The organism is Clostridium sp. C8-1-8, assembly GCF_009928445.1.
In the GTDB taxonomy this organism is placed as follows: domain Bacteria; phylum Bacillota; class Clostridia; order Clostridiales; family Clostridiaceae; genus Clostridium_AR.
The window spans coordinates 46,224-62,767 of the sequence record NZ_JAABNO010000023.1 but is presented as its reverse complement, the minus strand read 5'-3'; the positions used below and the strand labels follow the sequence as shown (position 1 = coordinate 62,767).

The window sequence follows — 16,544 nt, the reverse complement described above, 5'->3', positions numbered from 1 at the left end:
ATTATTGTCATTTTCCCTTAGAATATTATAATGTATTTTTATATAAACTTGTACTAATTTTATAGCAAATTATAGAAATATTTTTATTCATGTGTGTTTTATATAAAGTAAAAAAACAAAAAATCGCTAAGTCATATTCTTTGCGATTTTTTGTCTAGATTTTTCCTAAGTATATATTATGAAAACCTTAAACATTTATAAGATTTTTGATAGATTACTTCATCTCTTTTTTTATAATATCTATCTTTTTTTCCATTAATTCATTTTGTCTGTTTATAGCCTTTATGATATGTTTAGCGGAAGTATTCAAGCTATTAGAATCCTTACTCTCAACAGCTTTTCTATATTCCTCAAAGTATTTTCTATCGTCTTCTCTTATGGCCTTTGACTCTTTTTCTAATGCCTCTATATCCTTCTTTCCTTTTTCACTTAAACTATTCCATATCTCTGAAGCTTCCCTTTTCTTAACTTGTAGTTCTTCAAACTGTTTCTTACCCTCTTCTTCTGTTATTTCTTTATTAATAACTTTATCTCTTATAGCTTTAGCTTCTTTCTTAAACTCATCAAACCCGATTTTCTCCTTGTCCTTACCTTTAGTTGCAGTGACAAACTGTTCTCTCAACTTAGCTCTTTTGTCCAAAGCAGCTTCCATAGCTTTCTTATTATCGTTGTTTAGTCCTTCAACTTCTAATAGAGCCTTGTATTTATGATTAGTTATATGCCCATCAACCTTATGATGATGTTCCTTATTGTTTCTCTCTTCATAAGTATAACTTTTAATATTATTATCTTTACTATTTTCGCCAACACCATAAGCTACAGTAGGTATAGATAAAGCTATGATAAATAATGTAGAAATGATAACCTTCCTTTTCACCAATAAAACACTCCTTTTTGTATTAATAATTATCCCTATTAATCTTCCTTATACTTAAACAAAATATGTATGTTAATATAAACTTTACTAAAACCTTCATAACCCTGATTTCAAGACAGTACTTTAGAAGAGCCAAAATAATAAGCAGATTACATCTAAAGTAATCTGCTTATTATTTTCTTATCTATATTTATATTACTTATCTTTATGTTTATTTTGAATCTCTTTAACAGGTTCTTGTTCATTTTTCTCAGGACTTTTAAATCTTTTACTATTCCATGACCATTGTTGGTTTTTCTTAGACATAAAATCACCTCCAAACTTTATCTTTAGTTTTAGAGATAGTCCTTCTTTTTATTCAGCCTTTTCTGTTACTCTTTTAACTAACTTTGCCTCAATTAGTTCACTTTTGCTGAACCCATTATTAAAGCATCTTATCTGCTTATAATTTATATTATTCAGGTTAAGATCTAAAACATCTATTCTATCACCTTTATAAACAAGTGGTTCTTTCGTACCATTTAGGTAAACTTCAACTTTCATTTGTATCTCCTTATTTTGTGAATTTTTATTTATTTTACTGTGCTGGAAAATAGGAAAAATGATTATTTATAAATTAATCTTTTATTTAAAGCTATTTTTAATTATATTATTGAAATTATAATCTTTAACTTTATTATCTAAATTCATAGTAAAATTACAATTTGGATAGCTTTCGCAGCCATAAAACTTGCCATACTTTCCTTCTCTAACAACTAATTTGGCTCCACATCTAGGACATAATTTTTTATCTTCGTATCTAGTTCTAAACTTAGAATCCATTTCTAATAGCTGATATAAATACTTTCTGTCTAGCAATTCTACAGAATTGCATTTTGCAAGAATCTTTGCATTTTCTGTAAAGTAATTATTTGTTATAACTATAGATTTATCAGCATCATAGTATTTCATGGAAGCTACTACTTGTTGTACTGCCTCTACACCAACCTTGCTGCTATATCGCTTAGCTTGAACAACAATTTTTTCCTTATCCTTCTTCAATACTAGATCAGCACCATAGTCAGCAGTAACAGGTGTTAGCTTTACTTTATATCCTAAAGCTTTAAACTTTACAGCCAAATATTCTTCAAAATCCTCGCCGCTAAGCCTATCAATTTTATCAATTCCACTTTTAAGTACTTTTTTCTTTATATATCTCTTTAATCCTAAGTATATAAAAAACAAAATAACCGAGTATAAAATTAATTTCATAATTATGTTGCTATAACCATCATAAAAAAAAGTCTTACCAATTAAAATACAATAAATTAAGAAAATAAATTTTCTCAATCTACCTTCTTTTGTACTTCTATATTTCACTTTTCTCATCCTTATCTTTCGTAATAATGTTTGTTAGTCTATTTTACAATCTCTTGGTTTTCCACAACTCTCTCTAACTATAAGCTTAGTAGGTATTATAACCTTTTTTGATATTTCTCTGTCTTTCCCTAGTCTTTCTATCAATAGCTCTACAGCCACTTCTCCCATAAATTCAGTATACGCTTTTACTGTTGTAAGTGAAGGTGTTATATATTGAGCAGTAGAAATATCATTAAAGCCTATTACACTCACATCTTTAGGAATCGATAAGCCTAATTCATTTATAGCTTTATACGCACCTATTGCCATTGAGTCGCTAGCTATAAAAACTGCTGTAGGAACCTGTTCATGTGTTAATAGTTCCATCATTAATTCATAACCACTAGCTGGAGTAAACTTTCCTAGCTTCACATGATGTGGATTGAAGTTATCATTACTATTCATATATTGAATATAAGTAACCTCTCTATAATCTACTATATCCTCAGTTCCTTGGTTTATAACTTCGCGTCCACCAATAAACCCTATGTTCTTATGGCCAAGACTAGTTAAATAGTCTAGTATATTATTAACAGCTCTTCTAAAATCAATAACTACAGAATCATAAGTTTCTTCATCTGGAGAACAATCTACAAAAACTATATTCTTTGAAAAGTTCTTAAATTTATCAATATCTTTTTGTCCAAACTTTCCTATAGCAATTAAACCATCCACTTCATCAACTAAATTATAAACCTCATTTATTCTGACAAAGGAAATACTTTCTTCAGTACATTTTTTTTCTATTGCCATTCTTATAGACATATAATATGGATCGATTAACTCTTCCTTATCAGTATACCAATGAATCAACCCAATTTTATATATGCTCTTTTTGCTTTTTCTTTGTTTCATTGTTATGTAATTTAATTCTTCCGCAGCCTCAAATATTCTTTTTTTAGTACCATCAGATACATTAAGAGTATCATCAAAGTTTAACACTCTAGAGACAGTAGCTATTGAAACCTCTGCTTTATTTGCTATATCCTTTATTGTTGCCATATTTTTTACTTATCTCCTAATTTTATTTGAAGGAACATATAAACCCAAGTTAGCATCTAACTTTACAAATAAAATTTTACCAACTTTTTAGTAAAAAATCAAAGTTTAATATAAAAACTTTACATCTTCTTAATACCTGTATGCTTGTTTATATAAAAATAATGTACTAAACTAATTTTATTAAATCTATATGGTTCTGTTAAAGTACTTTGTTAAAATTAAGTAATTAATCATCGGTTGCAAAACCACTTAGTTTTTATAACAGTCTTAAGCATAACCAAAAATAAATATTTGTGAGGTGATACCTTGACTATTAATATTGCACATAGAGGATTTAGTGGAAAATACCCAGAAAACACTATGTTAGCTTTTCAAAAAGCCCTTGAAGCAAAGTGTGATGGGATTGAAACAGATGTACAATTGACTAAAGATAACGTTCCAGTTTTGATTCATGATGAAACCCTTAATAGAACTTCTAACGGTTTAGGATTTATTAAAGATTACAACTACTCTGAACTTATAAAATTAGACTTTGGAAATGGTCAGAAGCTACCAACCTTAGAAGAGTTCATAGCTTTTTCTAAAGAAAACAACCTATTTATAAATATTGAACTAAAAAACAGCATAATACCTTATAGTAATTTAGAAAATATAACCATAGATCTGCTTTATAAGTACAACTACCCAAAAGATAAAGTAATAATATCTTCCTTTAACCATTATTCAATGGTAAAGCTGAAAGCCATAGATAGCAGCATAAAGACTGGTCTACTATATGACTCATGGATTTATAAGCCTGGTGAATACTGCAAGCTTTGCAATGCTGATGCTATGCATCCTCAATTTTGTTCCGTACTAGATAAAGAATTTGTAGACGATATAAGACAAAAAGGTTTTGAAATAAACACCTATACTGTTAATTACCCTGAGTATATGTCGAAACTAATAGATTTAGGTGTGGATGGTATAATAACCAATTATCCAGATATTTTAAGAGATTTGCTTTCTAAAAATCTATAACTTTTTTTGCTTATCTGCCTTTTCTGAATGTATGTGAAGAAATTGTGGTATATGTATTTATACTATCTACACTTAGTTATCAACAAATTTATCTAAAATATAATTTTATGAACAAAAAAAGGTTCCAAAACAAACTGTTTACTAGGTATAGATACTTCTATATCTAGCAATTCCAGTTCACTTTGGAACCATATATTTTTTATGTAATCATATTAAAGTATTATATTAGCTTTATTAGGAATATTGTTAATCCACCTAACGTTGCACAGATTGGAATTGTTATAACCCATGTCCATGCTATACTCTGTGCTAAGCTCCAACTTACAGATGAAAATCTCTTTGATGCACCAACACCCATTATAGATCCTGAGATTATATGAGTAGTACTTACAGGTGCATGAAGCATAGTTGCAGTAAATATAACTGCAGCAGCTCCAGTTTCAGCTGCAAATCCGTTAACTGGCGCAAGTTTGGCCATGTTTACACCCATTGTCTTTATAATCTTCCATCCACCAATTGATGTTCCAAGTGCCATTGAGATAGCACATCCAGCCTTTACCCAAAAAGGTACATGGAATGTACTTATAAGTCCTCCACTTACTAAAGCCATTGATATTATACCCATTGATTTTTGAGCATCATTTCCACCATGGTTAAATGCCATTAGCGCAGCTGATAATATCTGAAGCTTTGAAAATGATTTTGTAACTTGAGATGGCTTAGCTTTTCTTAGCATCCAGTTTAGAGCAGTCATGAATAAATACCCCATTATAAAACCTATAACTGGTGATAAAAATAACCATAATACTATTTTTATTAAAAAACTATGCCAATAGACAACTGCAAAACTCATTTTATAAACTATTGCAGCCCCTATAAGGCCTCCAATTAGTGCATGTGAAGAACTACTAGGTATACCAAAATACCAAGTGATAAGATTCCATATAATTGCAGCAACTAATGCTGCAAGTACAACTGTCTGCGATATTAACTGTGTGTTAACTATATCTGATCCCACAGTCTTAGCAACACTAGTACTTATGAATGCACCTACAAAGTTTAAGAAAGCCGACATAAGTATAGCTTGCTTAGGTGTAAGTACTCTTGTAGAAACAGAGGTAGCAATCGAGTTAGCAGTATCGTGGAAACCATTTATAAAGTCAAAGCCTAATGCTAGAACAACAACAATAATAGTTACTACTAATACAGAACTAGACATGCTTTGTTACAACTCCTTCAATAACATTTGCAAGTTTTTCACATGAATCTATAGCATACTCTAATGCTTCGTAGATATCCTTCCAAATGATTATTTTGATTTCCTTTGTTTCTCCACTAAATAATGTTTTCATGCTTTCTCTAAATATTCTATCACATTCATTTTCAAGCACGTTTACAGCTACTATTTTGCTCTTTATTTCAGTAGTATTCTTCATGTTCTTAAAAGCCTTCATTAGAAGCATTAGCTCTTCACTAGCTTTTACTATGTTTTTTGAGATTAACAAAGCGTTTTCGTTAACTTCATTAACATTATACATCATAAATCTTGCTGCAGTGTCTTCAATATAATCAACAACGTCATCAAGTGCTTTTCCGATAATAAAGATATCTTCTCTGTCGATAGGTGTGATAAAGCTGTTATTTACTTCGTCTAAAATGTTATGTAGCTTATCGTCTCCTTTGTGTTCGATATCTCTCAAGTGTTCATACTTTTCATTTGCCTCATTTGGAGACTTAACGAAATCATCAAGTGCAAGTGCAGCTTCATTTATGATTTCCGAAAATGAAATAAATAGTTCAAAGAATTTGTCGTTTTTAGGTGATAAATTAAACATAGCTTCCTCCTATGATTTAACATTATTTTGCTCAACTCTATTAATGATACAAGCTATTTGTTAAGATTGTGTTAAGTTCTATTAACTTTTTTAGCTTTTGCAATCACTTTTTAATATTAATAACTTATTCTAATCTTTTTTAACATTATTATCATAAAGTTAACCTTTTTTTAACTTTATGATATTTGTCTAATTAACCAATATAGTAAATATAATACCTAATTAACATAACAATGAATCATAGGTAATTAATTACTAACAATTCCAGTAATAAGTTATGTACATATTTGTAATTTACAAACTTAGACTTACAACATATTATCTTATCATTGCCCTAAAATATACTAATATAAAAAATTGTTTAAAGCTTTTTCACTAATTTTTTCTCATCTATCTTTTCAAATGTACATAAAGAAAAACTTTCATACTGGTCCAAACAATAAAAAACACCCAACTTCAACTTAGCTAAGAATATTTCTTAAAGTAATATTCTCATGCTTTAATTGTTGAAATTAGGTATTTCTTTATATTATGAAGATATTCTGCTTATTCATTCATTAAGTTTAATTTATCGAATACTAAGAATACTAGGTTGAGCACCACACCTACAAGAGTTGCTAGTACCATACCTTTTATTTCTACAGTTCCTAAAGTGATCTTTATTCCACTTAAACCTACTACGAATATTACTGAAGTCAACATTAAGTTTCTTTGCTTAGAGAAATCAACTTTTTCTTCTACAAAAGTTCTGAAACCGGCTATAGCTATAGTTCCGAATAATAGAAGTGATACTCCTCCGATTACTGGAGTTGGAACACTCTTTATAATAGCTGCAAGCTTACCTGAGAAACCTAGGACTATTGATAAAGCTCCTGCTCCCATTATTACATATACACTATAAACCTTTGTTATTGCTAATACACCTATATTTTCACCATATGTAGTTGTTGGCACTGATCCAAAAAATCCTGAAATTATAGTTGATAACCCGTCACCTAACATTGATCTATGTAATCCTGGATCTTCAGTTAAATCTTTTCCTACAATATTTCCTGTTACAGCTAAATGTCCTATATGTTCTGCCATAACTACAAAAGCTGCTGGCACTATAGTTATTATAGCTGTCATATTAAATTTTACTAATGAGAACTTAGGAATTGCTATTATACTTGCCTTACCTATTGTTGCAAAATCAACTACTCCCATAACTATTGAAAGTACATATCCAACTATAATACCTATAAGTATTGGTATTATTTTAAAGAATCCTCTACATAATACTGAACATAATATTACAGTTAATAAAGTTATCATTGATATGATTGCCCAAGTTGGATTAAACACCTTTGTATTTGAACCACCTACTGCAAAACCAGCCATGTCAGCTGCTACAGGGACTAACTCAAGTCCTATTATAGCCACAATTGCTCCCATTGATGCTGGTGGGAAAACCTTCTTAATCCAGCCTACTCCAGTGTAACCTATTAATATAGCTACTGCGGCTAAAACTATACCTACTACTACAAATCCACTTTGAATTTCTCCAAAGCTTAAGCCTTTTCCCATTAAAGCTAAAACTGGCGCTATAAAGGCAAAGCTTGATCCTAAGTATGCAGGTATCTTTTTCTTAGTTATGAATGCGTATAAAAGAGTACCTATACCATTGAAAAATAAAACTATTGATGGATCTACGTTGAATAGAATTGGTACTAGAACTGATGATCCGAACATTGCAAACAAATGTTGCAAGCTTAGTGGAATTGCTGTCTTTAATGGAAGCTTATCATTAACATCTATGCTTCCAACCTTTGAGTTAAGAACTTCTTGTTTCTTTTGTACATTACTTGCCATGAAAAAATCCCCCCTGTTTTGTTTTGGGGAAGCTTACGCTTCCTTTTTAGCCTCTCTGGACTAAATTAAAAGTATGACATATTGTTTTTTTATTCTTTAACTTATATTTTGCTTTTTATTTATACAATCTATGTTTGTCCATAAAGTATAAATATAGGTACTTAAAGTGTATACACATACTTATCGTCAGCTTCATACAAGATATTATTTTTTATAGAATAAAAAAAACTTCTTACTGCCGTAAGAAGTTATAAAAACATACAATAATTTCTATAATTATATTCTACTCCTTACAGCCTCTCTGGACTGATTTAAAGGTTCTTAAGTTATCTAGTAGAATATATCATAGGTTTAATAAAAAAGCAACAAAAAACTTTATAATTTTCTCTATCTCTCTTCTCTAAAATAATTATTTCCAAGTCCCTTAGGAGGAGAATTTTTTTTTGATTTTTTTGCTGAAACGAATACTAATACCACTATGGTAACTAAATATGGAAGCATAGATAAAAAGTACTGATTTATAGCAACTTTCCCCAATCTGAATCCTATTATATCAAGTCCTCCAAATAAATATGCTCCTAGAATTGCCTTATATGGATTCCATGCTGCAAATATAACTAAGGCAACTGCGATCCATCCTCTACCTGCAACTATGTTTTCCTGCCATGCTGGAACATATACTAAGGAAAGATACGCTCCACCAAGACCTGCTAAAGCTCCACCTAGAATGATATTTATATACTTATATAGACCAACATTAATACTGACAGCATCTGCCGATGCTGGGTTTTCTCCTACAGCTCTCAGGTTAAGTCCAGCCTTTGTATTATAAAGATAAACCCCTATAACTATTGCTAACAAATATGATATATAAACAAATATATCTTGTGTAAATAGTATTGGTCCTACATATGGAATCTTACTTAATAAAGGTATAGGCATTGGTGCAAAAAAGTTCTTTATTCCTTCTGGAACAACTTGACCTACTACCTTTTGACCAAGTAAGCTTGACATACCAGTACCAAATATGGTTAAGGTTAATCCTGTAACAACTTGATTAGCTCTTAAAGTAACAGTTAATGCCCCAAATATAAAGCCACCAAAGCCCCCAGCGACTATAGCTGCTAGAAGTGCTAGATATGGATTACCAGTACTATATCCAACTATAAAGCCCATTACCGCTCCTAGAAGCATCATTCCCTCAACTCCTAGGTTAAGATTCCCTACCTTCTCTGTAAGTATTTCACCTAAGGTAGCTAGTAAAAGAGGAGTTCCAGCTATTATTGCAGCATGTAAAAATGACACAACATTCATTATTTGTTCCTCCTAAAAGAAATTTTATATCTCATAAACAAATCGCTTCCTAATACAAAGAATAATATAAGTGCTTGTATTACTGATGCAGCAGCATTAGGTATACCGAAAGCAGTCTGAATATAATTTCCACCTTCTAAAAGCGCTGCAAACAGTATTGAAACTACCATTATTACAACAGAATTAAGATTGGATAACCATGCAATTATTATAGCTGTATTTCCTACCCCTCCAGTTATCTCAGTGGAAAGAGTTCCACTTACTGCAGAAGCTTGAATAAAGCCAACAATACCACAAAGAGCACCACTTATAAAAATTGCTTTTAAAATAGTTTTATTTATACCTATACCTGCATATCTTGCAGTGTTATGGCTTTCACCTATAACAGATATCTCATATCCAAGCTTTGAGTGCTTCATAACGAAATAAAATACTACTACGATAATTATTGCAAATATCCACCCTATATGTATATTAAACAATTTAGGTAATACTGCATTATCAGAAAAGTTAGGTATCTTAGGAAAATTCATTGCTTTTTTATCTCTAAGAGGACCATATTGAAGATAAGTTATGAATTTTAATGCTATATAATTAAGCATTAATGTTATTATGGTTTCATTTGTATTGAAGTAAACCTTCAATATTCCAGCTAGTAAGGACCACAATCCACCAAAAACTATTGCTGCCACTAACATTAGCAATAATAACAATGGTTTTGAAAGATTAGGCATATTAAGAGCTACTAAGGCTGAACCCAGAGCTCCCATAAATATTTGTCCTTCTCCACCAATGTTCCAGAATAACATTTTAAAGGCCACTGAAATACCTATAGATGCAATAACTAATGGTATTGCTCTTATTATAGTCTGTCTTACTCTATAAGCAGACCCAAAGGAACCTTTTATCATCGAACCAAATACACTTATTGGATCATATCCTAATATAGCTAAAAATATCCCAGATACTATAAATGCTAATAATATAGCAATAACCATTACTTTTATTCTTGTTGTTTTATTAATTTCTTCTCTTTTAATAAGTCTCGCCAAAGCTATTCCCTCCTAATTCTATTCATCTGCTCCAACCATCATGAGTCCAAGTTTTTCTCTAGTAGCCTCTTCAGCTTTTATTATTCCGCTAGAAGCTCCATCACACATTACCATGATTCTATCGCAAAGCTGCATTAGAACATCTAGATCTTCACCAACGAACAGAACTGCAGTTCCTTTGGCTTTAGCTTCATTTATCAGATTATATATTATAAAACAGGTGTTTATATCTAATCCTCTCACAGGATATGCCATTATTAATAGTTTTGGATTTGAACTTAGTTCTCTTCCTAGAAGTATCTTTTGAATATTTCCACCAGAAAGATATTTTATAGGATAATGAATACTTGGAGTTTTTATATCCAAAGTTCCCTTTATAGCCTTAGCCTTCTCAGCAACAGGCTTTCTATTGATTAAAAATCCTTTTTCAGCATAGTAAGTTTTTAGAAGCATATTATCTACCATGTCCATAGAACCTACAAGTCCCATTCCTAATCTATCTTCAGGGATGAAACTCATGCTTATTCCTCTTTTAACGAATTCTCTTGGATTTTTTCCTTCTAGGCTTTCTCCTTCAAACACTATACTTCCTGATTTTATGTTGCTTATTCCTGCAATAGCTTCACATAGTTCTTTTTGACCAGAACCAGCTATTCCTGCAATACCAAAGACTTCGCCAGCTTTAATATCGAAAGATATAGATTTCACTGCTTGGGATTTTTCTTCATTAAGCACAACTAAATTACTTACTGTAAGCAATTTATTATTTGAAGTACATACCTCTCTCTTAATAGAAAGTTCAACAGCTCTTCCTACCATTGCTTCCGTAAGTTCCTTTGGATTAGTATCTGTCTTTTCTAAGGTTTTTACTGTCTCACCTTTTCTTAAGATAGTTATTTTGTCGCAAATCTCCATTACTTCATCCATCTTATGAGAAATAAATATAAGTGCACAGCCCTGCTCTTTCATCTTTCTCATAATTTTAAATAGTTTTTCTGTTTCTTGAGGAGTAAATACAGTAGTAGGTTCATCTAGTATTAGAAGCTTTGCACCTCTATATAGAACCTTTAATATCTCAAGGTTTTGTCTCTCTCCAACTGACATGTCCATAACATACTTATCAAGTTCAACATCAAGAGCATAGGTTTCAATAATAGTTTTTATATCTTTATCAACTTTTTTATCATTCCTAAATATACTACCTTTTTGACCTAAAAGTATGTTTTCTCTTGCAGTCATTGCTTCTACAAGTTTAAAGTGCTGATATATGGTTCCTACCCCGTGCTTCATCGCATCTTTAGGTGATGAAAAGCTTACCTTTTCTCCATTCCACTCCATAGTACCACCATCAGGCATATACACTCCTGAGATTATACTTATTAAAGTACTTTTACCAGCTCCATTTTCTCCTAAAAGTGCATGAATTTCTCCACTGTATATATCAAGATCAATGTCTTTATTAGCAGCTACTTTTCCGAAGGTTTTACTTATTCCTTTTAATGCAATTAAAGGTTTCTTATTCATATCTTCCTCCACAATATAAGAGAACTGAAGAATAGAATTCTTCAGCTCAAATTCAAAATTTTATATAATGTCTATTATTGATTTGGTATAGTTCCGTCTACGCCTTGAACGAACCAGTTCATGTTCCAAACTTCATCATCTGTTAAAGTCTTTCCTGATTCAACTTTTACAGCACCCTTTTGATCATTGATTGGTCCAACAAATATCTTGTTTTTACCTGATTTTATATCAGCCTTTGCCTTTTCTACTGCATCCTTAGCATTTTCTGGTGCATTAGCTGTTAATGGAGCTAAATCAACAACACCGTCAGCGTATTCTCCCCAATACTTTCCTGACTTCCAAGTTCCGTCCATTATCGACTTAACAACCTTAACATAGTAAGGTCCCCAGTTCCATATTGCTGATGTCATGTTTGCTTTTGGAGCTGTCTTGCTCATATCTGTGTTATAACCAACTGAGAAAACTCCTTTTGCTTCAGCTGCTTGTTGTGGCCCTGCTGTATCTTGATGTTGCGCTATTACGTCAGCACCAGCATCTATTAACGCTGTTGCAGCATCTTTTTCTTTTGCAGGATCATACCAAGTATTAGTCCAGTTAACTTTAACCTTAACATTCTTATTTACTGATTGAGCACCAAGTGTAAATGCATTTATGTTTCTTATAACCTCAGGGATTGGGAATGCACCAACAAAACCTAATGTATTAGTTTTTGTCTTAAGTCCAGAAACTATACCATTTAAATACATCATTTCTTGAACTTTACCGAAATATTGACCTAAGTTATCTGCAGTTTCGTAACCTGAACAATGCATGAATTTTATTTCTGGATGTTTCTTAGCTTCTGAAAGCATACCTTCTTGGAAACCAAAGCTTGTTCCAAATATTACTGTAACATTTTGTTCTATCATATCTTCAATAGCTTTTTCAACTTCTGCTTTATCTTCCTTTACGGATTCTTTAGCAACAGTTTCAACACCTAATTCCTTTTGAAGATAAATTCTACCTTGATCATGAGAGTAAGTAAAGCCGCCATCTCCTACTGGTCCAACATATAAAAATCCAACCTTTGGCTTTTTGTCACTACCTTTACTGCTACTGCTATCACTCTTACTTGCACATCCAACTAAAAGAAGTGATGATGCTACTATCGCACTGCACAATACCTTAAAAACTCTTTTCATTTATTTCTTCCTCCCTAAGTATAAAATTAATAAATTAAAATATTTATTTAAAATATATTTTTCCCTCTTCCATCTTTTCTATTATTGCTAGAGATTCAACCTTAACATCTAATTTCTCTATTTCTTTTCTTCCATTTTGGAATCCCTTTTCAATAACAATACCAACACCTACTACATTTGCACCAGCTTGCTTTACTATATTTATTAGACCAACTGCTGCACAACCATTTGCAAGAAAATCATCTATTATCAACACATTTTCGCCTTGATTCAGGAACCTTTTCCCAACCATTACATTGTAGTCTTTATTTTTTGTAAAAGAATGTACTTTTGATTCATAAACTTCTTTATCAATATTTAGGCTATCGGTCTTCTTAGCAAAAACTACTGGCACATACTCAAAATACTGTGAAGCTATGCTTGCTATACCTATACCAGAAGCTTCTATTGTCAATATCTTGTCCACTTTTTCTTCTTGAAATCTAGCTCTAAATTCCTTACCTATTTCATTTAACAACCTAATATCCAGTTGGTGGTTTAAGAAGCTATCAACCTTTAAAATATTTGATCCTCTAGCTCTTCCATCAGCTAGTATCTTTTCCTTTAGCAATTTCATCTTATACATCCTTTCAGGTAAAAAGATTCATTAAAAGCAAAAAATTCCTGAGCAACTTTCTGCCCAGGAATATACAATTACGAAAATAATAAAATTACAGTATTTCTTATAATTTTAAAAGTAACTGCACATTCGTAGTCAGGTAGTTTACGGCCTCCCGGTAGAAACGCTTAATCCCTATTATTAAGCATATACGATGTGAACGTTGTATTAAATTGTTTACTAATTGTTCGCATTTGTCTTACACAAAATATGTTATAACATGTCGAAGAAAAAATCAATATAAATTTTCAATTTTTAAAATGTTATTAGATCTGGATCTGGTCCTATTCTTTCCCCAGTATTGATAGATGCTATCTTTTCCATGTCTTCCCTAGTTATTTCAAAATCGAAAATTTTCATATTTTCCTCTATTCTAACAGGATTAACTGATTTAGGTATTGTTACAACACCCATTTGTAAATCCCATCTTAAAGCAAGCTGTGATATACTTTTATTATATTTTTCCGAAAGTTCCTTCATTACAGGTATATCAAAGATCTTTCCTTGCATTAATGGCCCCCAAGCCTCTAATTGGATATTATTCTTTTTGCAGTAAGCTAATACTTCGTCCTGTGGAAATTGAGGATGAAACTCCACTTGATTTACCATAGGAGTTATTTCTGATACTTGTTTCAAATCTTCTAGATGATGAACTTTAAAATTACTTACGCCTATTGATCTTACACGTCCATCCTTATATAGCTTTTCTAATGCCTTCCAGGTATCTCTATTTAAAGCTTTAGGCCAATGTATTAAATATAAGTCCAAGTAATCTGTACCTAGCTTATCGATAGAAGTTTCAAAAGCTTTAAGGGTTGACTCATAACCTTGATCTGAATTCCAAACCTTGCTTGTTAGGAATATTTCTTCTCTTGCTATTCCGCTCTCTTTTATACCTAACCCTACTCCTTCTTCGTTTTTATATACAGCAGCAGTATCTATATGTCTATAACCAAGTCTTAACGCTTCTTTTACCGAGTCAACAACTTGCTTACCATCACTTACCTTAAATGTACCAAAGCCTAACCATGGCATATTTACGCCATTACTTAAAGTAGCACAATCTACTATACTCTTCACTGCAATTACCTCCTAAAAATGTTTTATTGTTAAATTTATTATATTGTACCACAAAAGCCTAATATATAAAAGTAACAAAGGTATCTTTTATACATAACTTGTATTTAAGAAGTCACGTATATCTATTCTTTGTCCTTAAGATATTTTTCTTATTAGAACAATGAAAGCTGCTCACTTCCACTATCTGCAGTTATACTAAGTACTCCATCATCAATAGTTTTTAATAGATTTTTTATTTCTTGCATTTCTGTATCTGGATCGAGATATTCGTCTTTCTCATCATCACTTAACATTACCGGCATTCTGTGATGTATCTCGCTCATTTCATTGTTAGAAGCTGTGGTTATTATGACAAAACCATGAGATACTTCTCCATTTTTATTAATAAATTTATTATATATTCCAGCCATGTAGAAAATTTCCTCATTTTCTAAACTAATCTTATACTTTATGCCATTCTTCCATTCGTAAAACCAACTTGCTGGGATCACACAACGTTTATTTTTTATGCATTCAGAAAACATCTTTTTCTGAAATAAACTTTCAGACCTAGCATTAATCACCAATGTCTTCTCATATGGTAATCCCCACTTCATAGTATCACTTTCTTCATAAGTCATAATAAAAGCCGAATTAGAAGGAAGTTTTTCTCCATATTCTACGGTAACTTGTTCAGTACCTTCTACCAAAAAGCTTTTATTAAGATAAAATCTTCCACACATTGTATCACTACTCCTTATAAATTCATATACTTTAATACATCAGTTATTTATATCAAATTTAGACACAAATTGTCTTCAAATTACATATTCTATACTAGAAGATTCTAGCTTGTGTTATCATGTCAAACTGTATTAATCATGAAAGAATCGCTGCATTTTTTATTCAGTCTATAGATTAATAATATTATACCAAATGTAGTTATCTATTATTATCACTATAGTGAGGTGATTTAAAGTTATGGCTTATATCAATCTGTTACCAACTGATGATGCGTATATTTCTAGCTTAAATCCCAATGAAAATTTCTCATCATCAGCATTTTTGTTGGTAGGCAATTATACAAAGTATAATTGTAATTATAATATATTTAGAACATTAATAAAATTCAATTTAAACCCCACAATTCCATATGGAACAATGATATCAAGAGCAACTTTGTACTTGTATGTCGATGATATTAAGTTAAAAGATTGTGCCTTTAGAGATTCAGCAATTACAATATATAGAAACACACAAGATTTTAATGAAAACTCTGTGATATGGAATAATGCTCCTACAGTTGAGCCTACAGGATACACCAGAGATGTGAATAGAGCTGATAAATATTCATATATAGGAATAGACATAACAGATTTAGTTAAAGGTTGGGCTTTAGGCTTCTATGATAATTATGGAATAACAATAAGAGGCTGCGAAGAAGTTACAAATTCATTGACAGCATTTTCTTCAAAAGAAAGTTCTAATCCTCCTATACTAAAGATATTCTATCAACCTATTGTTGGTCCTACTGGTGCTACTGGTCCTACCGGTGCTACTGGATCTACCGGACCTACTGGATCTACCGGACCTACTGGTCCTACTGGTCCTACTGGTCCTACTGGTCCTACTGGATTTACCGGACCTACTGGCGCTACCGGACCTACTGGTCCTACTGGTCCTACCGGTCCTACTGGATTTACCGGACCTACTGGCGCTACCGGACCTACTGGCCCTACTGGATCTACCGGACCTACTGGTCCTACTGGTGCT

Annotated in this window: 16 protein-coding genes and 1 riboswitch; of the genes, 2 read left to right on the top strand and 14 right to left on the bottom strand. The window is 31.7% G+C overall.

What is annotated here, in order from left to right; genetic code table 11:
• Positions 1-214: 214 nt before the first annotated feature.
• The 4 genes from GXK57_RS19480 to GXK57_RS19465 form a co-directional block, all read right to left on the bottom strand.
• Entirely contained in the window at positions 215-877 is a 663-nt protein-coding gene (locus GXK57_RS19480; RefSeq protein WP_160679528.1) for a hypothetical protein, read from the bottom strand.
• 354 nt (positions 878-1,231) lie between these two features.
• On the bottom strand, positions 1,232-1,420 hold the full coding sequence (locus tag GXK57_RS19475) for a hypothetical protein (protein ID WP_160679526.1): 189 nt from the start codon (positions 1,418-1,420) through the stop codon (positions 1,232-1,234).
• A gap of 81 nt (positions 1,421-1,501) precedes the next feature.
• On the bottom strand, positions 1,502-2,236 hold the full coding sequence (locus tag GXK57_RS19470) for a restriction endonuclease (RefSeq protein ID WP_160679524.1): 735 nt from the start codon (positions 2,234-2,236) through the stop codon (positions 1,502-1,504).
• A gap of 33 nt (positions 2,237-2,269) precedes the next feature.
• Positions 2,270-3,277, bottom strand: coding sequence for a LacI family DNA-binding transcriptional regulator (locus GXK57_RS19465; RefSeq protein WP_160679523.1), 1,008 nt, complete (start codon positions 3,275-3,277; stop codon positions 2,270-2,272).
• A gap of 306 nt (positions 3,278-3,583) precedes the next feature.
• Between GXK57_RS19465 and GXK57_RS19460 the strand changes: the two genes are divergently transcribed.
• Positions 3,584-4,297 carry a glycerophosphodiester phosphodiesterase gene (locus GXK57_RS19460; RefSeq protein WP_279285520.1) on the top strand — a complete coding sequence of 238 codons (714 nt, stop codon included), beginning with the start codon at positions 3,584-3,586 and terminating at the stop codon, positions 4,295-4,297.
• A gap of 220 nt (positions 4,298-4,517) precedes the next feature.
• Here the strand turns inward: GXK57_RS19460 and GXK57_RS19455 are convergent, their stop codons facing one another.
• The 10 genes from GXK57_RS19455 to GXK57_RS19410 all read right to left on the bottom strand — a co-directional run bounded on the left by GXK57_RS19455 (position 4,518) and on the right by GXK57_RS19410 (position 15,514).
• On the bottom strand, positions 4,518-5,516 hold the full coding sequence (locus GXK57_RS19455; protein WP_160679522.1) for an inorganic phosphate transporter: 999 nt from the start codon (positions 5,514-5,516) through the stop codon (positions 4,518-4,520).
• Positions 5,509-6,132 (bottom strand): DUF47 family protein, encoded by a 624-nt coding sequence (locus GXK57_RS19450; RefSeq protein ID WP_160679521.1) that lies wholly within the window; start codon positions 6,130-6,132, stop codon positions 5,509-5,511. Before GXK57_RS19450 ends, GXK57_RS19455 begins: the two co-directional genes overlap by 8 nt.
• A 546-nt stretch (positions 6,133-6,678) precedes the next feature.
• A complete protein-coding gene (gene uraA / locus GXK57_RS19445) occupies positions 6,679-7,983 on the bottom strand; it encodes a uracil permease (RefSeq protein ID WP_160679520.1) in 1,305 nt (434 codons plus the stop codon).
• A 387-nt stretch (positions 7,984-8,370) separates the two neighbouring features.
• Positions 8,371-9,300, bottom strand: coding sequence for an ABC transporter permease (locus GXK57_RS19440; RefSeq protein ID WP_160679566.1), 930 nt, complete (start codon positions 9,298-9,300; stop codon positions 8,371-8,373).
• Entirely contained in the window at positions 9,297-10,349 is a 1,053-nt protein-coding gene (locus GXK57_RS19435) for an ABC transporter permease (RefSeq protein WP_202127753.1), read from the bottom strand. The genes GXK57_RS19440 and GXK57_RS19435 overlap by 4 nt, the downstream gene beginning before the upstream one ends.
• An 18-nt stretch (positions 10,350-10,367) precedes the next feature.
• Entirely contained in the window at positions 10,368-11,873 is a 1,506-nt protein-coding gene (locus GXK57_RS19430) for an ABC transporter ATP-binding protein (RefSeq protein ID WP_160679519.1), read from the bottom strand.
• 74 nt (positions 11,874-11,947) lie between these two features.
• A complete protein-coding gene (locus GXK57_RS19425; RefSeq protein ID WP_160679518.1) occupies positions 11,948-13,054 on the bottom strand; it encodes a BMP family ABC transporter substrate-binding protein in 1,107 nt (368 codons plus the stop codon).
• A 43-nt stretch (positions 13,055-13,097) separates the two neighbouring features.
• Positions 13,098-13,670, bottom strand: coding sequence for a xanthine phosphoribosyltransferase (locus GXK57_RS19420; RefSeq protein ID WP_160679517.1), 573 nt, complete (start codon positions 13,668-13,670; stop codon positions 13,098-13,100).
• Between the two features lie 114 nt (positions 13,671-13,784).
• A riboswitch (purine riboswitch) is annotated at positions 13,785-13,887 on the bottom strand.
• Between the two features lie 80 nt (positions 13,888-13,967).
• Positions 13,968-14,747: an aldo/keto reductase gene (locus GXK57_RS19415; RefSeq protein ID WP_160679562.1), complete on the bottom strand. Its 780-nt coding sequence runs from the start codon at positions 14,745-14,747 to the stop codon at positions 13,968-13,970.
• Positions 14,748-14,944: 197 nt separating this feature from the next.
• Entirely contained in the window at positions 14,945-15,514 is a 570-nt protein-coding gene (locus GXK57_RS19410; RefSeq protein WP_160679516.1) for an SOS response-associated peptidase, read from the bottom strand.
• A gap of 238 nt (positions 15,515-15,752) precedes the next feature.
• Between GXK57_RS19410 and GXK57_RS26385 the strand changes: the two genes are divergently transcribed.
• Positions 15,753-16,544, top strand: a 792-nt coding sequence (locus tag GXK57_RS26385) for a DNRLRE domain-containing protein (RefSeq protein WP_202127752.1), incomplete at its 3' end; no start/stop codon positions are given.